We start from the raw sequence: 23,869 nt of genomic DNA, 5'->3' as shown, positions 1-23,869 counted from the left end.
TTACTTTTTGTTAAGTTTTTCAGACTCCGAATGACAACAAAACTTAATGAACCGCTGCTCGTTGTTGAGGATAGCAACGAAGATTTTCGGATGTTACAACGCCTTATGCGGCGTATGGCAGTCCGGAACCCCATACACCGTTGTACTAATGGAGATGAGGTTTTAGAGTTCCTCTATCAACAAAAAAGCGATACCTTAGGCAATTCTAAAGTAGCGCTTAAACCCTCTGTTATCCTGCTCGACCTTAATTTACCCGGTATTGATGGTCGTGATATTCTAGAGCGTCTCAAGCAAGACAAAAGTTTTAGGGAAATTCCCATTGTGGTTTTTACCACATCATCTAACCCCAAGGATATTGAATTGTGTTACCGAAAGGGTGCAAATGGTTATCTGGTAAAACCAATGGATGCTCAGGAACTAAAAAAGACGATTCAGGCATTCGTAGACTACTGGCTGGAAGTGAACACTCCGCCTGTCTTGGATTGATTTGTTGATTTTTTGTCGATGAAGCAGTAGACAAACAAGGAAGACTTAAAGACGCAGAGAAATTTTTCTGTGTGCATTGCTGTGTCTATTGATTTGTCCTTGATTTTTGCTATTACTGAGTATCGCTTTAGGATTAGTAAAGAAATTATATTTTATTTATACTTATTTTATATTATTTTTAGAATTATGCAATAAAAACACAATCTGGATAAAAGGGATCTATATAGCTCCCCGATCCTCATACTTCTATGTTGGACATACGGACGCTACTCATCATTGATGATTGTGCAGCAGATCGAAAAATCTATCGGCGACATCTTTTACGAGATCCGCATCAGTCTTACAATATTTTGGAGGCTGACTGTGCAGAAGATGCCCTGACCCTATGTCAAGAAAATCACTGCGATGCTATTCTGCTTGATTTTTGTCTACCTGATTTAAGTGGGTTAGAACTCTTCGATAAACTGAAGCAGGAGATATTTGAGACTGCCGTACCCGTGATTATGTTAACTGGGCGTGGTGATCAAGAACTCGCAGTGCAAGCCATGAAACGAGGTGCTTTAGATTATTTGGTCAAGCAAAACCTGAAACCAGATGTATTGCAAATAGCAGTCCGCAACGCCATCAAGCAATCGTACCTGCAAGCCCAACTCAACAAAACTCAAGAGCGACAACGCCTTATAGCCACAACTGCGCTAAGGATTCGCCAGTCTTTGAATTTAGAGCAAATTTTGAACACTGCTGTAGCAGAAGTACAACAACTTCTGCAATGTGAGCGCGTGATAGTGTATAAATTCGCTTCAGATATGACTGGTAAGATAGTCGCCTCTTCAATGGAGTCAAGTTGCACTTTAGCTTTGGAGAATTGCGTAGGTACTGGGAACTGGGGTTTAAAAACAAAAGGACAAACAGAAATTTCTCCTAACTTGTCTACTTTGTCTTTGTCTAATATTCAGATTCCTATTTCTTATATTTATGAAGTTGGTTTAAGTAATTGTGTCACTCTTAAAGAGCAATTTAATACTGAAGCAAATTTAGTAGTTCCGATTAATATTAGTAATAACGGCAACCCAACGCCGAAGCTTTGGGGCTTATTGGTGGCTCAACACAGTTTAGGAGAGCGACAATGGCAACATGATGATGTGGACATGCTTTATGAAGTATCAATACAATTAGCGATCGCTATCCAACAAGCGGAATTATTAGCCCAAACTCAAGCAGCTTTAGTCAAAGAACAGCAACTCAATATATTTAGATCCCAAATCATTGGTACAGTTTCCCATGAATGTCGAACGCCTTTAACTTCAATTCTGGCAGCTGCATCAACTTTGGTAAACCACAGCCAGCAATTAGATGAGTCTAGACAACAGAGATTTTTAGGAATTATTGAGCATAAAGCTAGGTATATGTCCAAACTCGTGGATGATATGCTTTTGGTTAACCAATTTGAATTGGACAACACTAAATTTAAGCCAGTTCCCCTGGATTTGCTGCAATTTTTCTCTGAGTTGATTGAACAAGAACGAGAGACAGTGGATGAACATCACGAGTTAATTTTTCAAGTCACTGGTAATACCAAAGGCTTCTGGGGCGATCGCGGACTTTTACAGCAAATCTTTGTTAACTTAATGTCTAACGCAATTAAGTACTCTCCAGATGGTGGCGCGATCAAGTTTCACCTCATCGGTAAAGAATCACAGGTGGTGTTTTCCATCCAAGATCAAGGGATAGGGATACCAATCGCAGATCAAAAAAACTTATTTCAATCTTTCAGTCGTGCAAGCAACGTTGATACAATTCCTGGAACAGGTTTAGGGCTAGCAATTTCTAAAGCTTGCGTAGACTTGCATGGCGGTAACATTACCTTATACAGTCAGGTAGGGCAAGGAACTAAATTTATAGTTAGCTTACCGAAGAGGGGCACAGGGAAGGGGGAAGGGAGAAGTTCGTAGCCTTTTGAGAGTAGCGCTAGAAGTGGGCTATTTAGAGCAACCAACTTATACAAAACTTTATAACCAAGCTATGGAGTTGAGCCGTATGCTGTCTAATCAAATTCAATCCATAAACCAATCATTAAAATAATAAAACCAAACCTTTCCCCCTTTACCTTTCCCTTTTTCCCGTATCTTAGTAATGGTATGTCTGCAAACTCTGGCTTGGGATTTTCAAGAAAAATGTTGCGCGTTTATCATCTTTTGCTTGGTGCTATTTTACTGGTTGTGATGCCACTGGGAGCAAAATTTGTTCTTCCCCAGTTTTCTACAAAAGTAGAAAAACCCAATTCTGTAGTCAAGCCGACTGTAGGCAATTCCTCTCAAACAACTCCCGCAATTACTCCTACTCCTGTAGAAGAAAATATTTGGAAAAAAATATTGGGGACAACTTCAGCCCCAAATGGCTGGGAAGTTTTTCCTTGTCAGGGAAATGCCCCTCTATTATGCGTATCTTCTCAAGGGGAAATTCTCGGTACTATTGAAGTCGGAATTTATCCAGTAAACAATAATCCCGATTTCCAAAAGAATCTAATTGCAAGTGGGATTCCACTTGGTTCAAAGATAGACTACCAAAGCCCCAAATACCAAAATCAAGTGTTAACAGCACTCAAAAATTGGGTTGCAGACTTAGATACGACTTTGGCAAAAGATCGTCAAAGTAGCTATGGTAAAAAGATTATTTTCTCAGCCTACCCACCACAAGAACTACAAATTGGTAAGCTTCAAGGACTGCGCTATGGATTTGTAGGACTCAAACAAGAAGGTGGAGTTCAAGAACAACATATAGGTCATGTAGCTTTTGATGGTACAGCACTTTACGTAATTAATACAGCTTTTGATCCTGGCTCTGTAACTGGTAAATTTGAAAAGCTGGAAAATCTGGCAATTTTTCAACCTTACTTAGATGCGATCGCGGCGAATTTAAACTTGCCTGTATAGCTTTAGAATAAATTCATCACACATCTTGTACTTATTAGTATATGCATAGGTTGGTAGAACGAAGTTAAACCCAGCAGATGCAAGGCTTTGAGGCGTTGGTTTGGTTCTTCAATCCAACCTATATCGTAGCGATCATTCTTCAACTTGGTATTAGCATATTTCAGCATTTGTTATACTAGTAATTATTAGTTAATGCTGTTAATGAAGACAGCAAAATAATATTTTAAATCTCAAGAATAAAATTAATGTTTAACAACTTTAAAAGTTTTGCAACTACTATCTGTACAACCACTAATAAATCCACCCATCACTTGAATGTGTTGCAAATATGCTAAACATTCTTTAGTAATTATTTCTCCTGGCATTAAGATAGGAATCCCTGGAGGATAAGGACAAACAATTTCAGCACAGATGCGATCGCTTGTCTGTTCTAATGGTAAAGTCTCACTGTTAGCAAAAAAAGCTTCACGGGGAGAAATTTGCCCAGAATACTCGAAGTTACTGAATAGGTTGGGCAAAATTGGGTTTTTTACAGTCAAGTTAGTTTGGCGATATACTTGGGCAAGGGTGGTGAAACTTTGTATCAATTGATCAATATCAGCTTGAGTGTTGCCCAAACTAATAATGAAAGTAAGATTTTGCAATGACGCAAATTCAGCAGTAACGCCTAATTTTTCATCTAAAATTTCTTCAGCCTCAAATCCGGATAAACCTAAACCAGAAACGCTAACAGTTAATCGTGTTTTGTCTAAAGCCACAAACTCAGATGAAGGCATTTCTAAAACTGATAACCTGGAAATCTGACTAATTTTCTGGCTTGCTATATCTGCAAGCTGCAAAGTCCGAGACATCAACGGTTTTCCAGATAATGCCATTTGCTGACGTGCTGCATCTAAAGAAGCCAAAAGTATGTAACTAGGACTAGTAGACTGCAAGAGTTGCAAGGCTTTATGTACTCGGTCAATATCTATTTTGTCGCCTTGGACATGCAACATCGATGCTTGTGTCATTGCACCGAGTACTTTATGAATGGATTGTACGGTCAAATCTGCACCTGCGGCTAAAGCGGAGGTAGGTAGTTCGGGGTGAAAAGCAAAGTGCGCGCCGTGTGCTTCGTCTACAAGTAAAGGAATATTATATTGATGGGTGATTTGAGCGATCGCTCTTAAATCTCCACAAACGCCGTAATATGTTGGATAAACTACTAACACTGCTTTTGCTTCTGGATGCTGTGTTAACGCAGATTGTAAAGCGCTTGGCGTAATACTGTGGGCAATATCTAAAACTGCGTCGTATTCAGGGTTAAGAAAAACGGGAATAGCACCAGAAAGAATTAAGCCAGCGATCGCAGAAGAATGTACATTTCGAGGCAGAATAATCTTATCGCCTGGGCGACAGCTAGCCAGAATCGCTGCTTCAACTCCACAAGTAGAACCATTGACAAGAAACCATGTTTGTGAAGCCCCAAAAGCTTCCGCCGCTAGTTGTTGCGCTTCTTGAATTACGCCTTGGGGTGCAAACAAATTATCTAAATTTGCTAACTCTGTTAAATCAGCACGAAATACAGCCTTACCAAGCAAATCAGCCAAAGATTGAGAAATTCCTTTACCTCTTTTATGCCCTGGGGTATAAAAAGGTGCGTGAGGATGGTTTATACAGGCTTGTATGGCATCTAACAAGGGTGTTTGGTTTTGATTGAGCATTTTTGAAAGAATGAATCACAAACAAGAAAATTTGAAGTTTGTTAGGGTACATAGTGCTTCTCGTTTGTATGCAATATACTCCAGTAAGAAAAAGGGGCTAGGGGCTAGGGGCTAGGGACTAGGGACTGGGAGCTAGAGTAGTGTATTTTATCTATAAGAAAACCGCTATTTTCAATGAAAAAAGCTAAACTTTTGGATATTGTTGCTACCCTCAAAGCTATTCCAATTGAGAGATTACAACTCGTGGAAGAAGATTATAATGCTATCGAAAACTTACCAACTGGACAAGTTGGAACAATTGTAGATGTGTATGAGCAACAAGAAGATTATTATTTAGTCGAGTTTGCTGATACCCAAGGTTGTGAATATGCAATGGCTACTTTCAAAGCAGATGAAATCTTAGTTTTACATTATGATTTAGCAATTGCCTAAGTTTTTATTGTAGAGTCTCTTTCTAAATGAAGATGCGATCGCGTTAATTATCCACCTAGTTGATAATAACTGATCAACTCTGCTGGCGAAACTCACAGGTTACGCCACCCGAACATCTGAAAGCATAACAGACAAAGTAAAATAAAAAACTAATGCCCAGAATCAAAGAATTAAACAGGTATAGTTATTTGGGGAGATGTCAAAAGTTCTAATTTTCATCTAGCTTGGGAAAGTCAAACAATTTAGATTAGACTTACCATGATTGATCTCAATGCTATTTCTATCCCAGATCCACAAATTCCCAATCCTGAACCAAATCCCTTACCCACTCCTGAACCTACACCGGGGCCAACAATTCCCCAACCCATACCAGGACCTGCACCAGAACCAATACCTAGCCCTATTCCTCAACCGGTTCCAGGGCCTATTCCTCAACCGATACCTGAACCTGTTTGAATTATCTTTGTAGTCTAGTCTAATCCCAAATCTAAAATCCAAAATGCTAAGAGCCGGAATTGTCGGACTTCCCAACGTCGGAAAATCTACTTTATTTAATGCTGTAGTGGCTAACGCCAAAGCTGAAGCTGCTAACTTCCCTTTTTGCACGATTGAACCGAATGTCGGCGTTGTCGCAGTACCGGATGAGCGCTTAAATGTTCTCTCTGAAATTGCCGGTTCGGCACAAATTATCCCGGCGCGTGTTGAGTTTGTAGATATCGCCGGTTTGGTCAAAGGTGCAAGCCAAGGTGAGGGATTAGGAAATCAATTCCTATCCCACATCCGGGAAGTTGATGCGATTGTTCATGTGGTGCGTTGTTTTGAAAACGACGATATTATTCATGTTGCTGGTTCTGTTGACCCAGCGCGAGATATTGAAATCATTAATTTGGAACTGGGTTTATCAGATTTAGCACAAGTTGAGCGCCGCATTGACCGCACTCGTAAACAAGCCCGCACTAGCAAAGATGCACAGTTTGAAATCACAGTCTTAGAAAAATTAGCTGCGGCTTTAAATGAAGGTAAATCGGTGCGCCAGGTAAGCTTGGATGAAGAAGAAGCAGAGATTATTAAGGGATTAGAACTACTTACGAATAAACCAATTATCTATGCCGCTAACGTGTCTGAAGATGACTTAGCGACGGGTAATGATTTTGTCGAACAAGTTAGGCAAATTGCATCTCAAGAAAATGCTCAAGTGGTGATAGTTTCTGCTCAAGTAGAAGCTGAATTGGTGGAATTGCCAGAGGCGGATAAAGCTGATTTTCTAGAATCTTTGGGTGTCAAAGAAGGTGGTTTGAAATCTTTAATTCGTGCTACTTATACTCTTTTGGGTTTGCGGACATATTTCACTTCTGGCCCCAAAGAAACTCGTGCTTGGACAATTCACGCTGGAATGTCTGCACCTCAAGCAGCAGGAGTGATTCACTCTGATTTTGAGCGGGGATTTATTCGTGCAGAAACCGTTGCCTACAAAGATTTAGTAGTTCATGGTTCTATGAATGGGGCAAAAGAAAAAGGCTTAGTTCGTAGTGAAGGTAAAGAATATATTGTGCAAGAAGGGGATGTGATGTTATTTAGGTTTAATGTTTGATTATGGGCATGGGGCATGGGGAAAGCAGTGCGTTGGGCGGCTCTGCCAACTTGTAGCAACTGTCGTCATGGGGCATAGTGTCATAATTAAGTCAGTTATCAGTTATCACTGTTTACTGTTAATGACTAATGACCCGTTTACACCACTGGTAGGGCAACAGCAAGCCATAGAATTATTGACTCAAGCTGTGAAGCAAAATCGTGTTGCTCCAGCTTATCTGTTTGTGGGGCCAGATGGTGTAGGCCGGAGTTTAGCGGCACGGTGTTTTGTAGAATTGCTCTTTTCTGCACAGACGCGTAACTTAGCTTCTTTACAAAATCGTTTGCGTCAAGGCAACCATCCAGATTTGTTATGGGTGCAACCGACGTATCAATACCAAGGACAACGATTGACGGCAGCGGAAGCGGCTGAGAAAAAACTCAAGCGGAAAGCACCACCTGTAATTAGGCTAGAGCAAATTCGTGAAATTACCGAGTTTCTCAGCTGTCCTCCCTTGGAAGCACCAAGAAATATGGTGGTGTTAGAAGAAATTCAAACAATGGCTGAAGCCGCTGCGAATGCTTTACTTAAAACACTGGAAGAACCAGGACAGGCAACTTTGATTTTAATTGCACCTTCTTGTGAAGCTGTATTGCCAACATTGGTGTCACGCTGTCAACGTATTCCTTTTTATCGCTTAAATATATCGTCTTTAACTCAAGTACTGACACAAACAGGTCATGAGGAAATTTTGCAGCATCAGGCGATTTTGAATATAGCAGCTGGTAGTCCTGGAAGTGCGATCGCATCTTATGAGCAATTACAAGCAATTCCCTTTCAGTTACTCCAAGACCTCAAAAAAGCGCCTGCATCTTACCGTAACGCTTTAGAGTTAGCCAAGCAAATTGATCAAAGTTTAGACACAGAAGCGCAACTTTGGTTAGTTGATTATCTCCAGCAATCTTATTGGCAGGAGTGGCATCAACCAGAAATTATCAATCAGCTAGAAAAGGCACGTAAATCTTTACTTGTTTACGCCCAACCGCGCCTTGTTTGGGAATGTACATTGTTATTTATGTCTGGAGTTTCGCACCGCGAACTAAATTAGTAGTCAGGCAACTCAACTTGAGTTTTTAGCACATTAAAAATAGAACAATTGCCAATTATTTTTAATAAATCCCTCTCTTCTGATGGATTTAAGCTAAACCTATGGATTGATGAATACCTTGATGCTAATAGAGAAACTAATATAAGTATCACTGCAAAAATTACTTGATGTATATGCACATTTGTAATTATGCAAGGAGGAAAAATGGCAACTCGACAATATAAACGCGCAATTGGGACATTTTCTAGCCGACAGCAAGCTGAAGAAGCATTGCATGAACTTAGAAACTCAGGTTTCTCGATGGATAGAGTATCTGTGTTAGCTAAAGATACAGACCGTAATGATCAAATTGCTGGGGCTGATGTCAAAGATCGTGGTGACAATGAAGCTCAAGAAGGAGCTGGTATTGGGGCTACGACGGGTACTGTCTTAGGAGGTTTGGGTGGCTTACTTGTAGGTTTAGAAGCTTTGCTGGTTCCCGGTGCAGGGCCTTTTCTAGCAGCGGGTACTATCGCAACTACTTTAGCTGGTGCTGGTATTGGGGCGGCAGCAGGTGGTATAGTAGGCGCTCTAACTGGTTTAGGTATTCCTGAAGAGGAAGCAAGAACTTATAGCAATAGCGTATCTCAAGGACATTACTTAGTGACCATAGAAGGTTACGAAGAAGAAGTTGAGCGTGCTGCTTCTATTTTGAGCGATCGGGGTATTCGTGAGTGGAAAGTATACGACATCTCTGATAATCGTAGTTCCAGTTCTGATGTTAGTCGTGCTGCTAATATGAATCGAGATATCGATAGAACAACTACCCATGAAAATATTGTGGAAATTATTGACAAACGCGATCACGTTCGTTAAGCTGTCAATCTTAAAAAAAGTTGGTAATGCCTTATCATCAGGCATTTACTAACTTAGTATACAACTAGGAAAGTAAGCCAACAGTAGTAGTTACATCTTTGAAAGAGTGTAAGCGTAAAGTTGTTTGTAGTTAAAAAATGACACATTAAAAGCACTGATTCATAGAAGCAGTTATTGACTGCAATACAGCCTGCGATCGCTCTTGACAAAGTACTAATAAAAAACTAATTGTGAGAGCGATCGCAATGATGCGCTTGATTCTAAATCTCTGTAAAAAGCAAGGCTACTGACGTGGCAAGACTAAATTCATGTAAAAACGTTTGTAGGTTAGGTTGAAAAATCAGATTCAACATCCAGACTAGTGTTGGGTTTTGCTTTGCAAAACCCGACTTAATGTAGCCAAAAATATAGATGCAAATGCTACTAAAAGTATTTGTCTGATTTGCCAAGTAATATAATCAAAGCTAATAAGCTAATCCATTGCCTAAAAGGCACAAGACTATATCCAATATTTAATTCTTTAAATATTTATAACGAATTAGTTATATCGTGTCCGGGTAAAGACTTATCATTAAGAACGCAGGGAGCAGGGGGCAGGGAGCAGGGGGAGAAAGAGTTTTCAGGTTTTTGCACAGATGCGGGATTCATAACTAATAAGCCGGGCATTATATTACTTAAAAATACTATTTTCTAGTAAAAAGTAAAGCTTATAAAAGACTGATTTTAATTCAAAACTCGGTATCGGACTTTAGACATATTTTTGATAGTATCTTAATAAATGATTAATATACTTTATTAAAACATTTATATTTCTATACAAACAGAACTTATTTATAGGCGATCGCTCATAAGCAAATTGGTGTAATGTAAATAATTAAAAATTTGTAACAAGTACTCTGAGTCTTTCAATACATTCCCTACAGGGCTGAGCCGCCGATTACAAGGTAATTTCATGACTGATTCATCTCAAACCTAATACTACTTATTTAAAATTTTGATACAATTGCGAGATAATATATAAACAAGAAATTTAGTTTAATTCCATGAATACTGATTAGATACAAAGCTATGATTTCTCAAGATTACGATTCAATTCATGTTGAAGACCGTTTACTTCGACAAATCGAAATTAAAGAAAATCAGCTAAAAATCGCACAAGAATCTAATATGGTCTATGTAGTAGAAGCTTTAGAGATTCAACTGCTAGAATTGCGGTGTCACTTGTCAGAGCCACAAGACCATCAACTGCAAGCATTAATGAGTTTATTAGACGATTAAACTCTAGGAACAACAAAATCTAGAAAATGAAATTACAGGCTCTATCGTACTTGTTATGCTAAATAAACACTTGCTGAAAAGGGAACAGGAAACAAGGAACAGGGAACAGTGAAAAGAGGGAATCTGAAAAAAAAATATTAGAGAATAGGCACAGTTTTCCTTGCATAACAAGGTTATCAGCTTTTTTAGCTCAAATTTTAATAAGGTTTGACATCCACATAATACGAATTGGCATAAATACTTACTCGGTAGAAAAAGCTTAAAAAAGCTTATGGTATAAACTTGCTTAACTTCATGCTTAATTGTATTAACACCAAACTAAGTAACAAAGTAAACATGCGACTGCTTGCGGCACTTAAAGATTTTCCAAATTGTAACCCGCTTCATTTCAGCAATATTCCCATTATTAATGAGTCAAGCATTAATTTAGATGATTATCAGCTAGTTTTAACTTGCTATTCTCTATAATAAAATAATATGTTACAGCTTATAACCGTCATAATTTTTGTTCTTTTGGGTTCTGCTGTCTGTTCTGGTGCAGAAACAGCACTATTTTCTGTTTCTACATTGAGAGTTCGACAATTAGCGCAATCACATAATCCCTCAGCAGTTGCACTTTTGGCAATTCGTGAGAATATGAATCGGCCTATTGCAACTATTGTAATCCTCAATAATACCTTCAATATTATTGGCAGTATTCTCATGGGTAGTATTGCTACTCAAGTACTAGGATATCAGTGGCTTGGCATATTTTCAGGTTTATTGACTTTCTTAATTATTATCTTTGGTGAGATTATTCCAAAAACAATTGGAGAGCGTTATTCAGAAAAAATTGCTCTGCTAGTAGCTATACCTGTCACAGGTTTATCTATTGCTTTCACACCCTTAGTTTGGATTTTAGAAAATGTTACTGCACCTTTTTCTAAAGGTAAAAAACGACCAACAACCAATGAAGCAGAAATAAAATTGTTGGCAGATATTGGTAAACAAGAAGGAATTATTGAAAGTGATGAAGCAGAGATGATCCAGCGGGTATTTAGATTAAATGATGTGACATCGTCTGACTTAATGACACCACGAATTATGCTGACATCTATAAAAGGTGATTTGACGTTGGCAGAAGGAAAAAATGACATTATCACATCTCAACATACCAGGATTATTGTGACTGATGACTCTCTTGATCAAGTTATTGGCTACGCCTTAAAACAGAGTTTATTAACAGCAATGGTTGAGGGCAATAGCAATCAAAAAATTGCTACTATGGCTCGAAAAGCTTTCTTTGTTCCTGAGAGTATAAGAGCAGATAAACTACTTAAACATTTTATAGAAGCGCGTGAACATCTTGCAGTAGTTGTAGATGAATACGGCAATGTTGCTGGTGTAATTACTTTGGAAGATGTGCTTGAGGTAATAACTGGTGAAATTGTAGATGAGACTGATAGAACCGTCGATTTACAACAAATTGCCCGTAAAAAGCGAGAAAAAATGTTGCAATCTATGAATAATGGTAATCAATCTTCAAATGGAAATTATCCTTTGAAGTTGCACTAATAAAGGGCATCCCTTTGGGAATTAAAAATTAAAAATTAAAAATTAAAAATTGAGTAAAGCCTACGGCGTAGCTACGCTTAGCGCATAGCGTCTCGCACAGAAGGGCGAAGCCTCTCGTTGAGAAGCATGGGGCATAGGGGACTTCCAAGGAATAAAATGACCAATTATAATAATGATAATCATTCTAAGGGGGGAAGGAGAAGCAGCCGCAGGCTGCTTCTCCTTCCCCCCTATTCGTAGTAAATTCAATTTGGAGGGAATTTTGTGGGTGGACAGGAGTGTTGCTCGAATTAACTGATTCAGTCAAAAAAGTATTCAAGGAAACAGCAAACCAACTCAAAGGTGCAGCAAGGCGGCGTTTTCAAGCACAAATTGTCATGGAATTAGGTTACGGAGGACAATTACTGGCTCAAAAAGAATTGGGCTGGGATAGAAATACTATTCGTAAAGGAATTAAAGAACTAACCAGTGGGATTAGTTGTATAGATAATTATTCAGCTAGGGGTAGATGGAAAGTAGAAGAGCATTTACCAAACCTGTTAGAAGATATCAAAAAATTAGTTGATTTCCAAAGCCAAACAGATCCAAGTTTTAAAAGCCAAAGGCTGTATACACGCCTAACTGCTAGTCAGGTCAGAAAGCTATTAATTGATAAATTTGGTTATACGGATGAACAGTTACCTACTGAAGAAACAATGAGAGTTAAATTGAATGATTTAGGTTATAGACTCAAGCGAGTAGCAAAAGTTTTACCTCAAAAAAAATTCCAGAAACAGACGCAATCTTTGAACAATTAGCAATAGTTAATCAATCCGCCCTGGATGATCCAAGTATCTTACGTCTCAGTCTGGATGCCAAAGCCCGTGTAGATATTGGCTACTTTGACAGAGGAGGTAAAAACCGAGTTGTCACAGAAACAGAAGACCATAATTTTCATCCAAAAACTACCGTAACTCCTTACGGCATCTTCCTTCCAGAATTAGACGAACTATTTTTATACTTTACAGAGTCTAATGTAACGAGTGATTTTATTGTAGACGTTCTAGAAGATTTTTGGAAGAGTGAGAGTTGGCGATTTTCCTCAATAAAAACCCTGATTATTAACCAGGATAATGGGACAGATAATAATTCTAGACGTACCCAGTTTATGAAACGTATCGTTGAGTTTGTTCATGAATATCAACTGAATATACGTTTAGCCTACTATCCACCCTATCACAGCAAATATAATCCCATCGAGCGAGTATGGGGGATATTAGAAAATTCTTGGAATGGCAGTATTTTAGATGAAGTTGCAACCGCTTTAAAATTTGCTCAAAACATGACGTGGAAAGGTAAGAATCCTGTGGTTAAGTTAGTGACTCAAACTTATGAAACTGGGGTTACTCTTACTAAGGAGGCTATGTCTGCTGTTGAAAAACAAATAGAAAGACTCACTAACTCGGAACATGAAAAATTTCCCGATTTAGGCAAATGGTTTGTTGATATTTGTTGTGGCAGCACTTAATTTTCACTCTTCAGTTTTTAAATCTAAAAACATGAATATTAATTATGATATTGCACTGAAATTATTTACAGAGTGCAGATGCAGACTTTTCCTTCTGTGTTTGAGGGGGTAAGAGGTGGTTGCCGACGGCAACCACCTCTTACCCTTTCAGAATGATTATCATTATCTCTTAAAGATTAACTTATGATTTTTGCTGATTAATTTATTTCTTGGAAGTCCCTAGAGAAGATTAAAGTAAAAATTAATGTTGAGTCAGGTGAACAAGTGGCACAAGTAGAACCAAAATATACTTAATCAAACCCATGATTTAAGTACATATTTGTAGGGCTGCCACTTATGTCATCACCGCTTGAACGCCCTTTAAAAATTGAAATCAGATTGCCATCTTCCCATCCTGACTTGCTGGCAGGATTGGATGTATGGCTACGTTTAGGTTTGATATCTGATGCTCAAGTCAGGCAGCTATGCTGCGAGTTTCTAGTTTGTAGAGTAGTATTACAACCTCAGATTGAACCTGAACCACAGGTGACAGTTGCCATTTCTGATCCTGTTAACCAGTTACCCGTAGGAGTTTTACAAGGCCGCAGACAACCGCCAGCGTCGCCAGCTAAACCGAACTTTTTAACCACAATGTTGCAGTCATTGGGGGCAGAATTAAGTGTGCGCTGGCTGCTGTTCTTGGGTGTATTTTTAGTTATAGTTTCTTCTGGGGTATTAGCTGCTAGTCAGTGGGAGAGGTTTCCCGCTTCTGGACAATATGGAGTTTTATTCGCTTATACCTTGAGTTTCTGGGGATTCAGTTTTTGGACAGGTAAACAAAACAACCTCAGATTAACAGCTCAAACATTGCTGATTGTCACCCTGTTATTAATACCAGTTAATTTTTGGGCAATGGATAGTTTCCGATTATGGCAAAATCCATTGGATTGGTTGACAGTAGCGATCGCTTGTCCTATTTTGACGTTGGTTACTGTTTTACTTTGCAGCAATCGAGCAGTTTTTCATAATTTACCAACTGGAAAATTACCTCTTGTTAATATTCTCGGACTGAGTTACCTGCATTGGGGTTGGCAATTACCAAGCTTTCCTTTAATTGCTGTTTATGTGGCAATGGTAGGTACAACTATCATTACCATTCATCAAAATCGCTATACATTCGCAAATGAGGATAGGCGACGTACTGCAACTAACATGAGTTTGTACGCAGCTGTCATTATTTATGCTCTATTGGTGCTACTGGTACGGGCAATTTTTGTGGCTGGGGTAAATGTCACTCAGTTAGGCTTAGCTATTGGCATTTGTGGCTGGCTGGCAACTTGGTTAGCACAGCAAAAAGCAGGGGAGGCAGAATCTTCTTTACCCCTGAGTCTTTTAGTCTGGGAGAGACTTGGCGGGGTTTTACTGTTTCTAGGTTGGCTGGTGACTGTATTTGATTATCCTGGGCAAGCGATAGCTGTCAGTGGATTGAGTTTATGGTTTGTAACTCATCGCTTGCAAAGGCATAGTTTAAAGATTGATTTAGCGGTCATTTTTGCTATTGGCTTACAGACAATTTGGCTGGGTTGGCGGTTAATTCCTGCTGGAGTACAAGCATGGGCGATCGCTACTGGTACTATGCTCACTAATGCTCAAAATGAACCTTGGGCATTGCTAAGTGTAGTTTTGTTTCCTTACTTAATTTTGATGGTGGCGATCGCAGATTATTTATATCGCAACCAAAAGCGAGAATTAGCTCAGTTTGGCGAAATATTAGCACTATTATTTGGCAGTTGTTTGACGACGATCTCTTTGGTAAATCCCACATTGCGATCGCTAAATCTGCTATTTTCGACAATCACTATCGCCATTGTCACTAAACGCCGTGCTTCTAACCCTGCTCCTTTGATTTACTTTACTCACATCATGGGGGTGTTGACGCTTTGTTCTGTTATTGATTGGTTATTACCAACTCTCAGCAAAGAAGTCTGGGCAAGCATTTTGTTAACTTTGATGGTAACTGAATGGATATTCAGCCTAAAAAATGGGTTATGGCAACGTAGTTCATGGTATATCGGTTTAGGACTTGCCGTTATTAGTTTCGCTCTACTGTGGATCAATGCCGAATCATCTTGGTATGGCTTGACTAATAACCCAGATTATTGGGGTATAACTTGGCTAATTACACCTTTAACACTTACAGGTTTAGCCAGTCGTGCAACTGTCCCACAGCGTACTACCAATAGTTTATTAAGTGTCTTGGCTGTGGGCATGTCCCAAGCACTAACTTTACCCTTACCAGAAACCAGATTAATTGGTTTAGCTGTAGCTGTGGCTGTAATGTTTGTCAATACGAACTACTTACGCAACCAGATAACTGCGGCGATTACGGTAGGTTTTGGTTTAAGTTTTATTAGTGTATTGCTATGGGAAGGATTGCCCGGATTACCACGCCTAACTATAGCAGGTTGGTTTGTCGTCGGAGCGATCGCTATTTTCAGTTTATGGTTAGGGCAGACATTTCTCAGCCGACGCGGCAATCAGTTAGCAATTTTATATGCACAAGCAAATGATCAATGGGCGATCGCTTTGTGTAGTTTTGAGTTAGTGACTATGACACTACACTCAATATTAATTTACTGGAATGTTGTCGCCTCAGGAATATTTTACCTAACCGCCACTGTTATTACATTAGGGGCGATCGTTTATCGCAGTTGGGGAGAACCGACAAATTGGGCATTTTATGGCATCGGCTGGTGTTTGGAATTGTTGATTGCCCAAGTGTTGGGCTTTGGGGAACATTCAGTTATTAAAATTGCTGCTGCTAACATTGCCTTGGGTTTAATCACTCAGCTTTTAGGGGAGTGGTGGCGGCGACGATACCAACTAGAAAGGCTGCCTAGTAGCTTTCATATTTTGCCATTAATTTATGGTGCGTTCAGTGTACTGCTACGTTTGCACACCTTTACTGACTGGACAGGTTTGTATTCTTTAGGTGTAGCTTTAATTGTCATTGGTGTCGGGCGGCGCAATCATGCTTTCAAACCTCTACTTTATTTGGGAATTATTGGCGTATCAATTTCTGCCTATGAACTTTTGTTTTATCAAATGTCCCAAGCTTCAGGCGGAAGATTAGGCGATGGCTTAATTGCCATGTCTGCCCTTGGTACTAGCATCATGTATACTTATCGCCTTCTTTCACCTTGGCTTGTAAGCTACTTACGCCTAACTCCCCAAGAACTCAAAGGTATTGCTCATCTTCATTGGGCTTGGAGTAGTTGCTTATTAATAGCTGCTATTCCTCTTTCCATCGGAGTTAACCGTTTGGTGGGATTAGCAACAGGGATATTTTTGATTCGCTATGCCATCTTTCAGGGACGGCATACCTCTGATTCACCCCGCATCTTGGGGAGAATAACATTAGGAGAAATGTGGGTTTACCTCGGATTACTAGAGGTAGCCGCGATGAGGGTTTATTGGCGGGAGACAGCAGTAGGACAGTGGTTAGCTGGGCCGTTAATTCCTTGGAACGGGGCGATCGCCTGTGTAGTTGCCTATTTTTTATACATCTTACCTTGGGAAAATTGGGGATGGTCTAAAAGACCGTGGCAATTAGCCTCATACATTGTACCGTTAGTGATTTTATGGGAAACCAGACTGCAAATTTACCCAATCACTTTGCTACTAGCTGCTGGGTTTTATCTCTTTTTGGCGAAATTGAGTGAAAACATCCGTTTTACCTATATCAGTGTGGCATTGATTGATTGGGCGTTATGGCGTTGGTTTAATGATTTACACCTGACTGATGATTTATGGTATGTAACACCAATTGGATTATCGTTGTTATACATTGCCCAAGTAGACACCCAACTCAAGCTACCAGAGTATAAAGTTGCTCGTCATTTTCTCAGAGTGCTAGGTAGTGGTTTAATTTGTGGATGGGCAATTTTATTTCATCAAGATACCGCCTGGATACCGGGAATTTTTAGCCTCATCGCCATTTTTGCCGGATTAGCTTTAAGAATACGGGCTTTTCTCTATGTCGGCACAGCCACATTTTTGATCACTAGTATTTATCAATCAGTGATTTTTAGCTGGCGCTACCCTTTTATCAAATGGATTATTGGCTTACTCGTTGGCATCGCCTTAATTTCAATTGCAGCTAACTTTGAAACCCGTCGCGCTCAATTTACTTCTTTGATTCGCAATGCCATCGATGAATTTCAAGCATGGGAATAGAGATAGTTAGGAGTGATAATTTTTTAATTTTTAACTTTACTCATGCCTTATTCTCTCTTGAAAACGGTGATCTATTAAGGTCAATTACTTATTGTCCATCCAAAGATGGCAATTGAAAAACTCGATTTATACGCTTTTGTAGTTTTTACAAATGCCCATACTGTTACTTTTGCAATCCTACCAAGGACAGTTTTGTAATCTATCTAGAAAGATATTTTAAAAATTAACAAAAACAAATAAGCTATTATAAGTAATTTGTTTGCTATTTATTGATTTCTAGATTAGAGATATTAAACTGAGAACGTGAAAATAAATTGATCTATAACGCTTCTCGGTTGTGTGCAATACAATCCATTAAGAAAAAGGGGCTAGTAACTAGAGACTAGAGAGGTGTATTTTCTTCATAAAAAAAACTTCTATCTATATTTAATTATTTCTCAATCATCTTTACAAGTTAAAGACTTAAAGCTATTTTCACACTAAGTTTTTATAAAATGTATTGCTAAAATGAGGTATTAATATGAGCAGAAATCAAACTCCTGAACGCAAGACCTCGGAAGAAGAACGTTTTCAAGACGATTATTATTCTTACTTTGAATCGGTTGAAAATACCACCCGATATACGCCAGCAGCAAGTTTTCTAGATAACGCTTTTAAAAAACAGTCATTTTCTGTTTTAGATTTAGGATGTGGAAACGGGGCTTTAACTAAATATTTGCCTGAGCGATGTGATTACCTGGGAGTTGATCACAGCGAGTTAGCTATTGATAAGTGTTTAAAACTCTACCCAAATAAAAACTTTGTTACTAAAGATTTATCATCTTTTTTTTCTGAACTTGTAGAGTCAAATCATAAGTTTGATGCAGTTGTACTGGCGGGTTTGCTATTTCACAGCATTGACAAGGAAAGTTTGGATCAAAAAAATGATCAAGAAATTATTGATGTTTGCGTGAATAAAATACTCAGCGATCAAGGATATCTCGTAATTATTGTACCTTTTTGCTATGGTAATCATCCATCTCACAATTTGTTTGTGCGAGCAGAATGGCTACAGAATTTTGTAGAAAAAATGCTAGAAATTGCCAATGCAAAAATTATTCACGAGAATATTTCTCTACAAATTGGTTTAGATAAAAAGGTTAGAGAGCAGAAAGTACTGCCTGATTGGTTTGTTTCTGATAGTAACGCTGATTATTCAAGTATATTTGTAGGGACATATATGGCAAGTTGGACATTTATTGCTTCCTCCAAATAAGTTATCTTTAGCTGCTCCATTTTTTATAGGACTTACGCAACGCCGATATTGTCATTGCGACCGGAACGGAGTGTAAGGAAGCAATCCCAGCGTTAGGGTAGATTACTTGGCTATCGCTCGTAATGACGGAGTTAAACAAACTTTTAATTAATATAACGACTTAATCCACTGCCATTCCTGAGTTAATCCTTCTGGTAGAGAAACCTGTGGCTGATATCCTAAAACTTTTCGCGCTTTGGATACATCAGCAGCCGTGTGTCGTGCGTCTCCCATAGCCTTTTCTATGTAGTTTCTTTTGATAGGTTTGCCGACAATCTTTTCCATCATGTCCAAAACTTCTGATAAAATCACCCTACTACCACCACCAATGTTAAAGATTTCGCCTACTGCTTGGGGTACAGTAGCAGCGGCTAAATTAGCAGCAATGACATCACTGACAAATGTAAAGTCTCTTGTTTGTTGTCCATCGCCATAAATGGAAATTGCTTCATTTTGTAAAACAGACTTGAAAAATTTATGAAATGCCATATCTGGACGCTGTTTTGGGCCATAAACCGTAAAATAACGCAATGAGACAACAGGCACACTAAAGTTTTTGTAATAGACTCCGCACAAACGCTCAGTTGCTAGCTTAGTAATGCCATAAGGAGAAACAGGTTGAGGGTAAATGCCTTCATGGGTAGGCAATGTTTCAGCATCACCGTATACACTAGACGTAGAAGCATATACTAATCTTTTTAAATGTTTAGCATCTTTTGCGGCTTCTAATAAAACTTGTGTGGCACTAATATTACGTTCTGTATAATAACGAAAACTTTTACCCCAACTTGCTCTTACCCCTGCTTGTGCTGCTTGATGGTAGATAACGTTAACATCTTTGAGCAGGGATTGCCAATCTAAAAACTGAATATCTCCCTCTACTAAGGTAAAGTTGGGCAACGATTGTAAGTGTGCAATATTCTTGCGCTTCAATTTCGGATCGTAGTAATCGTTAAATTCATCAATTCCGATAACTTCTTCACCCTGTTGCAACAGCACTTCGACAAGTTGAGAACCAATAAACCCTGCTGCTCCAGTAACGATAATTTTAGTCATGTCCTTTATTTTATGGATATCTGCTTAACTTCAGTATTACTAGGTTAATACTTAAAATGAGTAAACTTAATTACTTGTTTTTGGTTTTTCAATTAACTATTCTAGCGTTTAAAATCTAATTAGAAATACTTTATTGTTTTTCTGAGAGTTTATAAATCTACCGTAAATTTATTGAGATTATCCAAGGTTTATTACTGAATAGCTAGTGCAGCTTGTATATGATATTTAAAACACACAGATTACTTTTGAAACCGATTTTGGAGAGCGAACTTAGCACACTCCACATGATTCTTACTGATTCCTATGTGAGAAAGTATCTATGTGACGACAAAATATTTTCTTTACAACAGGTTGAAGAAATGCTCAAACAGAGCAGAATTTACTTTGAAGAAGAAAGGTTTGGTCTTTGGTTTATCAACATAAATAGTGAGAGTGAAGTCATTGGATTTGTTGGTTTGTGGTATTTTTTTGATGAAGAACAACCCCAGTTAATCTATGCCTTGCTACCTAAAGCGCTGAAAAAAGGTTACGCTACTGAAGCTGCAACCAAAATACTAGAGTATTGTTTTGATGAACTTGGTTATGAGTATCTTGTAGCAAGCTGTGATCGGTCAAACCTTGAGTCCCAGAAAGTAGCGGAAAAACTTGGAATGAAAAAGATAGAAGAAAAAATTGTGAATGGTAATCCTATACTGTTCTTTAAACTTGAAAAGTCGTAGTAGAAGGTGTGAATGAGCAGACTTGCATAAGTATGAGAATTGGTGAAGAATTGATCCGCGAGTAACATTAGGGTATTCTCGTTTGGCAAGGGACGCACGAGGAAATCAGTGAAAGTTTTAGTTGTAGGTAACGGGGGGCGCGAACACGCTCTAGCGTGGAAACTATTGCAATCTAAGCAAATTGAGCAAGTTGTGTGTGTGCCAGGAAATGGAGGCACAGCAAGCATGAAACGTTGCCGGAATTTGCCTTTGGCAGTAGATAATTTTGAGGGCATCAGTGAATACGCTCTGAAAAATAGTATTTCTTTGGTGATAATAGGGCCAGAAGTGCCTTTAGCACAGGGAATTACAGACTACCTCCAAAGTCAAGGAATAATGGTATTTGGGCCTGTCAAAGCGGGAGCGCAGATTGAGGCGAGTAAGGCTTGGGCAAAAGCTCTTATGCAGTCAGCAGGAATCCCTACAGCTAAAGCTGCGGTATTTACAGAGGCAGTAGCAGCAAAATCTTATATTAAATCACAAGGAACACCTATAGTTGTCAAAGCTGATGGTTTGGCAGCTGGTAAGGGTGTAATAGTTGCCGCAACGTTAGAACAAGCCGAGATTGCCATTGATGCCATTTTTCAAGGGCAGTTTGGTAGTGCAGGTAATTTTGTCGTTATCGAAGAATGTTTGATTGGTCAAGAGGTTTCAGTGTTAGCACTGACTGATGGCTTGACAATTAGACCTTTGTTACCTGCTCAAGATCATAAACGAATTGGTGAAGGTGATACAGGAGACAATACTGGTGGTATGGGAGCTTATGCCCCAGCGCCCATTGCTACACCAGAATTGATGGCACGCGTTCAAACAGAAGTTTTAGAAAAGGCGATCGCCTCTTTAAAATCTAAAGGTATTGACTATCGAGGAGTACTTTATGCTGGGTTGATGATTGCACCTAATGGCGATTTTCAGGTTTTAGAATTTAACTGTCGCTTTGGCGATCCCGAAACCCAAGTAATTTTGCCACTTTTGGCAACACCCTTAGAAGATTTGCTGCTAGCTTGTGTACAGCAGCGTTTAAGTGAATTACCGCCCATTGCTTGGCAAGAAGGGGCATGTGCTACTGTCGTCGCCGCCTCAGGTGGTTATCCTGGAGCTTATGAGAAAGGTAAAGTTATTACTGGTATTAGAGAGGCAGAAGCAGCAGGAGCAACTGTATTTCATGCTGGCACGAAGTTGAACCAGCAACAACAAATAGTGACAGATGGAGGAAGGGTCTTAAATGTCACCGGAGTCGGCAAAAACTTTGAAGAAGCGATCGCCCAAGCATACGCTAGCATCAAAGCTATTCAGTTTGATGGGATATATTACCGAAGAGATATTGGGCATAGAGTAGTGAACAAAGAGTAACTTTTGCATACTCAATTTAAGTATTAGGTGGCTGGCGATCGCACACCTTATCTTTTTGTAAGATACTAAAGAAACAAATTCTAGGAGGCTGCCGATATGACTCCAGTATTTAATGGAAAAGCAGCTATTATTCGTACAGAGCGCGGATTAACGATCTCAGGCACACGGATTACCATCTATGATGTAATGGATTATGTAATAGCCCAGTATCCATCAAAATTTATTCGCACTCTTTTTAATCTTACAGATGAGCAAATTAACGCTGCTCTATCCTACATTGAGGCAAATTGTGCTGAAGTTGAAGCAGAATATCAAGTTGTTCTAAAGCAAGCTGAGGAAATTCGGCAGTACTGGGAAGAACGTAATCGTGAACACTTTGACCGTGTTGCAGCGATGCCACCAAAACTAGGTAAAGAGGTTCTTTGGGCAAAACTCAAAGAGCAGAAAGCTAGACATAAGCGATCGCAAACTCGTTGAAAAATCACACACAAAGGCCGAAACATTTGCTAAGACAGCTCATTAACCATGAGTGTCATCCTATGTTTAACTTGCTTTTACTGGTCAACTTTGCTTCGCTTGTTGCTTTTGCGATTGGGCTAATTAATCCAAAACTGGTACTTCGCGGTGACAATCGCACTCGACGCAAAAGCTCTGAGGTATATCTGTCTGTATTTGTACTTTCTTTTATTGGAATGCTTGTTTTTGTTCCAAAGCATGAGCCATTAGTGGTAGTTGCGCCACCGCCAGGGACAATAGCAGAAGCAGTACCCACACTTCCACCGGAGACGAAACTATCGCCTACACCTACACCAGTAAAGGCAACTCCGATACCCACGCCTGAATTTGTCGCATTTGATCCAAGTGTATGCAAAACGGATGCTTATTTTCCAGTTAACGGAGCCAGCACTGCTTTGTATTCCACTTGCCAGTACATCAAAATTGGCTCATTTACGCCTGATGTAGTGGCACGGGTAACACCTAAAAATGGCGAAAACGATAAATTTGTTTTGGAACTAGAAGCCGAAAGTGGTTTTGAACGTTTCGGAGTAGACGATTTCAACCCTATCACCGAACAAACCAAAGATGTGTGCATTGTCTACAAAGATAAGTCCGTATCTTGTTACAAGTTCTTAAAAGAACCCATTTAAAAGCGATCGCCTGACTCCAAAAGCCAAGCCCAAGGGTGGGAGCAACAGACTAATAAATTTTAGCTTGGCTGTCGTTCATGCAACCACAAGCGCGGTGATGTAATGCCGGAGGAGATAAAACTATGAAACAACTCAGACAAAGACAAAAAAGCGAATTAGAAAAGGTCGTTGTCCAAGTGTCATTAGAGGATAAATTAACTGAGTATCCCAAGATAATTAAGCATATTCTGACGGAGTATGTAGAACTATGTAACCGTCGTCCGAACCCAGACATCGAAACATTCTTGATTATCGATCAGCCAAAGGGTCACTATATTTGGATGAATCTAGGTTGGCAAAATAGCGAACGCATTACTGGTATGACTGTTTATGTTCGGATTCGAGATGGCAAATTTTGGATCGAAGAAGATTGGACTGAAGATGGTATCGCAACTGACCTCGTTCGCGCAGGTGTTCCTAAGGAAGATATAGTGTTGGCATTCCATGAGCCTAAGATGCGGCAGTATACAGATTTTGCAGTAGCTTCATAGCTGTGGCAATCTGAGCGCAAACCTTTAATCTCCCCATGTTCCTAACATATTTGTCAAATTAACTGTTAATTTTTTAGTTGTTAGGTTTT

The 23,869-nt window shown here is 39.3% G+C and carries 22 protein-coding genes; 19 read left to right on the top strand and 3 right to left on the bottom strand.

The genetic code is table 11. The annotated features are described in order from the left end of the window. Positions 1-30 precede the first annotated feature (30 nt). From QI031_RS09805 to QI031_RS09790, 4 genes are all read left to right on the top strand, one after another. The gene (locus QI031_RS09805; RefSeq protein WP_281484988.1) at positions 31-486 is read left to right on the top strand and encodes a response regulator; all 456 of its coding nucleotides are present in this window, start codon (positions 31-33) and stop codon (positions 484-486) included. 248 nt (positions 487-734) lie between these two features. After that, positions 735-2,438: a hybrid sensor histidine kinase/response regulator gene (locus QI031_RS09800; protein WP_281484987.1), complete on the top strand. Its 1,704-nt coding sequence runs from the start codon at positions 735-737 to the stop codon at positions 2,436-2,438. Positions 2,439-2,460: 22 nt separating this feature from the next. After that, positions 2,461-2,568 (top strand): four helix bundle protein, encoded by a 108-nt coding sequence (locus QI031_RS09795; protein WP_281485979.1) that lies wholly within the window; start codon positions 2,461-2,463, stop codon positions 2,566-2,568. Between the two features lie 92 nt (positions 2,569-2,660). Then, the gene (locus tag QI031_RS09790) at positions 2,661-3,419 is read left to right on the top strand and encodes a hypothetical protein (protein ID WP_281485978.1); all 759 of its coding nucleotides are present in this window, start codon (positions 2,661-2,663) and stop codon (positions 3,417-3,419) included. 2 nt (positions 3,420-3,421) lie between these two features. Here QI031_RS09790 and QI031_RS09785 read toward each other — a convergent pair whose 3' ends face one another. Together QI031_RS09785 and QI031_RS09780 are read right to left on the bottom strand one after the other, a co-directional pair. Beyond that, the gene (locus tag QI031_RS09785; RefSeq protein WP_281484986.1) at positions 3,422-3,586 is read right to left on the bottom strand and encodes a hypothetical protein; all 165 of its coding nucleotides are present in this window, start codon (positions 3,584-3,586) and stop codon (positions 3,422-3,424) included. 75 nt (positions 3,587-3,661) lie between these two features. Continuing rightward, positions 3,662-5,122 (bottom strand): aminotransferase class I/II-fold pyridoxal phosphate-dependent enzyme, encoded by a 1,461-nt coding sequence (locus QI031_RS09780; RefSeq protein WP_281484985.1) that lies wholly within the window; start codon positions 5,120-5,122, stop codon positions 3,662-3,664. Between the two features lie 174 nt (positions 5,123-5,296). On the opposite strand from QI031_RS09780, the gene QI031_RS09775 reads away from it, so the two are divergent. From QI031_RS09775 to QI031_RS09730, 10 genes are all read left to right on the top strand, one after another. Continuing rightward, positions 5,297-5,554, top strand: a complete 258-nt coding sequence (locus QI031_RS09775; protein WP_281484984.1) for a DUF4926 domain-containing protein — start codon at positions 5,297-5,299, stop codon at positions 5,552-5,554. A 258-nt stretch (positions 5,555-5,812) separates the two neighbouring features. Continuing rightward, a complete protein-coding gene (locus tag QI031_RS09770) occupies positions 5,813-6,010 on the top strand; it encodes a hypothetical protein (RefSeq protein ID WP_281484983.1) in 198 nt (65 codons plus the stop codon). A 43-nt stretch (positions 6,011-6,053) separates the two neighbouring features. Further along, a complete protein-coding gene (gene ychF / locus QI031_RS09765) occupies positions 6,054-7,145 on the top strand; it encodes a redox-regulated ATPase YchF (RefSeq protein ID WP_281484982.1) in 1,092 nt (363 codons plus the stop codon). 121 nt (positions 7,146-7,266) lie between these two features. Further along, a complete protein-coding gene (locus QI031_RS09760; RefSeq protein ID WP_281484981.1) occupies positions 7,267-8,232 on the top strand; it encodes a DNA polymerase III subunit delta' in 966 nt (321 codons plus the stop codon). Positions 8,233-8,436: 204 nt separating this feature from the next. Further along, on the top strand, positions 8,437-9,087 hold the full coding sequence (locus tag QI031_RS09755) for a general stress protein (RefSeq protein ID WP_281484980.1): 651 nt from the start codon (positions 8,437-8,439) through the stop codon (positions 9,085-9,087). Positions 9,088-10,155: 1,068 nt separating this feature from the next. Further along, on the top strand, positions 10,156-10,365 hold the full coding sequence (locus tag QI031_RS09750) for a hypothetical protein (protein WP_281484979.1): 210 nt from the start codon (positions 10,156-10,158) through the stop codon (positions 10,363-10,365). A 477-nt stretch (positions 10,366-10,842) separates the two neighbouring features. After that, positions 10,843-11,919, top strand: coding sequence for a hemolysin family protein (locus QI031_RS09745; RefSeq protein ID WP_281484978.1), 1,077 nt, complete (start codon positions 10,843-10,845; stop codon positions 11,917-11,919). Between the two features lie 281 nt (positions 11,920-12,200). Then, positions 12,201-13,426 (top strand): ISAzo13 family transposase gene (locus QI031_RS09740; protein ID WP_425526025.1). Its coding sequence is split into 2 segments (ribosomal slippage): positions 12,201-12,684 and positions 12,684-13,426, totalling 1,227 coding nucleotides; the frame shifts between segments, so codons are not numbered across the junction. A 336-nt stretch (positions 13,427-13,762) separates the two neighbouring features. Then, entirely contained in the window at positions 13,763-17,641 is a 3,879-nt protein-coding gene (locus tag QI031_RS09735) for a DUF2157 domain-containing protein (protein ID WP_281484977.1), read from the top strand. 520 nt (positions 17,642-18,161) lie between these two features. After that, positions 18,162-18,896: a methyltransferase domain-containing protein gene (locus tag QI031_RS09730; RefSeq protein WP_281484976.1), complete on the top strand. Its 735-nt coding sequence runs from the start codon at positions 18,162-18,164 to the stop codon at positions 18,894-18,896. A gap of 147 nt (positions 18,897-19,043) precedes the next feature. Here QI031_RS09730 and QI031_RS09725 read toward each other — a convergent pair whose 3' ends face one another. After that, entirely contained in the window at positions 19,044-19,991 is a 948-nt protein-coding gene (locus QI031_RS09725; protein WP_281484975.1) for an NAD-dependent epimerase/dehydratase family protein, read from the bottom strand. Positions 19,992-20,236: 245 nt separating this feature from the next. Between QI031_RS09725 and QI031_RS09720 the strand changes: the two genes are divergently transcribed. The 5 genes from QI031_RS09720 to QI031_RS09700 all read left to right on the top strand — a co-directional run bounded on the left by QI031_RS09720 (position 20,237) and on the right by QI031_RS09700 (position 23,780). Next, positions 20,237-20,710, top strand: coding sequence for a GNAT family N-acetyltransferase (locus tag QI031_RS09720; protein ID WP_281484974.1), 474 nt, complete (start codon positions 20,237-20,239; stop codon positions 20,708-20,710). A gap of 108 nt (positions 20,711-20,818) precedes the next feature. Then, positions 20,819-22,102 (top strand): phosphoribosylamine--glycine ligase, encoded by a 1,284-nt coding sequence (purD, locus tag QI031_RS09715; protein WP_281484973.1) that lies wholly within the window; start codon positions 20,819-20,821, stop codon positions 22,100-22,102. Between the two features lie 96 nt (positions 22,103-22,198). Then, positions 22,199-22,579, top strand: a complete 381-nt coding sequence (locus QI031_RS09710) for a DUF433 domain-containing protein (RefSeq protein WP_281484972.1) — start codon at positions 22,199-22,201, stop codon at positions 22,577-22,579. Between the two features lie 62 nt (positions 22,580-22,641). Continuing rightward, on the top strand, positions 22,642-23,250 hold the full coding sequence (locus tag QI031_RS09705) for a hypothetical protein (RefSeq protein ID WP_281484971.1): 609 nt from the start codon (positions 22,642-22,644) through the stop codon (positions 23,248-23,250). Between the two features lie 122 nt (positions 23,251-23,372). Continuing rightward, on the top strand, positions 23,373-23,780 hold the full coding sequence (locus tag QI031_RS09700) for a XisI protein (RefSeq protein ID WP_281484970.1): 408 nt from the start codon (positions 23,373-23,375) through the stop codon (positions 23,778-23,780). The last annotated feature ends 89 nt before the right edge of the window (positions 23,781-23,869 follow it).

The sequence above is a fragment of the Halotia branconii CENA392 genome, assembly GCF_029953635.1.
Taxonomy (GTDB): Bacteria; Cyanobacteriota; Cyanobacteriia; order Cyanobacteriales; family Nostocaceae; genus Halotia; species Halotia branconii.
Note: the sequence above shows the minus strand (reverse complement) of the source record. Positions and strands in the feature narration are given on the sequence as shown.

What these genes read in the sequence shown, in the direction of transcription:
- QI031_RS09805 (WP_281484988.1), top strand. Translation starts at nt 31, where the DNA reads ATGACAACAAAACTTAATGAACCGCTGCTCGTTGTTGAGGATAGCAAC.
- QI031_RS09800 (WP_281484987.1), top strand. Translation starts at nt 735, where the DNA reads ATGTTGGACATACGGACGCTACTCATCATTGATGATTGTGCAGCAGAT.
- QI031_RS09790 (WP_281485978.1), top strand. Translation starts at nt 2,661, where the DNA reads ATGTTGCGCGTTTATCATCTTTTGCTTGGTGCTATTTTACTGGTTGTG.
- QI031_RS09785 (WP_281484986.1), bottom strand. Translation starts at nt 3,586, where the DNA reads ATGCTGAAATATGCTAATACCAAGTTGAAGAATGATCGCTACGATATA.
- QI031_RS09780 (WP_281484985.1), bottom strand. Translation starts at nt 5,122, where the DNA reads ATGCTCAATCAAAACCAAACACCCTTGTTAGATGCCATACAAGCCTGT.
- QI031_RS09775 (WP_281484984.1), top strand. Translation starts at nt 5,297, where the DNA reads ATGAAAAAAGCTAAACTTTTGGATATTGTTGCTACCCTCAAAGCTATT.
- QI031_RS09770 (WP_281484983.1), top strand. Translation starts at nt 5,813, where the DNA reads ATGATTGATCTCAATGCTATTTCTATCCCAGATCCACAAATTCCCAAT.
- ychF (WP_281484982.1), top strand. Translation starts at nt 6,054, where the DNA reads ATGCTAAGAGCCGGAATTGTCGGACTTCCCAACGTCGGAAAATCTACT.
- QI031_RS09760 (WP_281484981.1), top strand. Translation starts at nt 7,267, where the DNA reads ATGACTAATGACCCGTTTACACCACTGGTAGGGCAACAGCAAGCCATA.
- QI031_RS09755 (WP_281484980.1), top strand. Translation starts at nt 8,437, where the DNA reads ATGGCAACTCGACAATATAAACGCGCAATTGGGACATTTTCTAGCCGA.
- QI031_RS09750 (WP_281484979.1), top strand. Translation starts at nt 10,156, where the DNA reads ATGATTTCTCAAGATTACGATTCAATTCATGTTGAAGACCGTTTACTT.
- QI031_RS09745 (WP_281484978.1), top strand. Translation starts at nt 10,843, where the DNA reads ATGTTACAGCTTATAACCGTCATAATTTTTGTTCTTTTGGGTTCTGCT.
- QI031_RS09735 (WP_281484977.1), top strand. Translation starts at nt 13,763, where the DNA reads ATGTCATCACCGCTTGAACGCCCTTTAAAAATTGAAATCAGATTGCCA.
- QI031_RS09730 (WP_281484976.1), top strand. Translation starts at nt 18,162, where the DNA reads ATGAGCAGAAATCAAACTCCTGAACGCAAGACCTCGGAAGAAGAACGT.
- QI031_RS09725 (WP_281484975.1), bottom strand. Translation starts at nt 19,991, where the DNA reads ATGACTAAAATTATCGTTACTGGAGCAGCAGGGTTTATTGGTTCTCAA.
- QI031_RS09710 (WP_281484972.1), top strand. Translation starts at nt 22,199, where the DNA reads ATGACTCCAGTATTTAATGGAAAAGCAGCTATTATTCGTACAGAGCGC.
- QI031_RS09705 (WP_281484971.1), top strand. Translation starts at nt 22,642, where the DNA reads ATGTTTAACTTGCTTTTACTGGTCAACTTTGCTTCGCTTGTTGCTTTT.
- QI031_RS09700 (WP_281484970.1), top strand. Translation starts at nt 23,373, where the DNA reads ATGAAACAACTCAGACAAAGACAAAAAAGCGAATTAGAAAAGGTCGTT.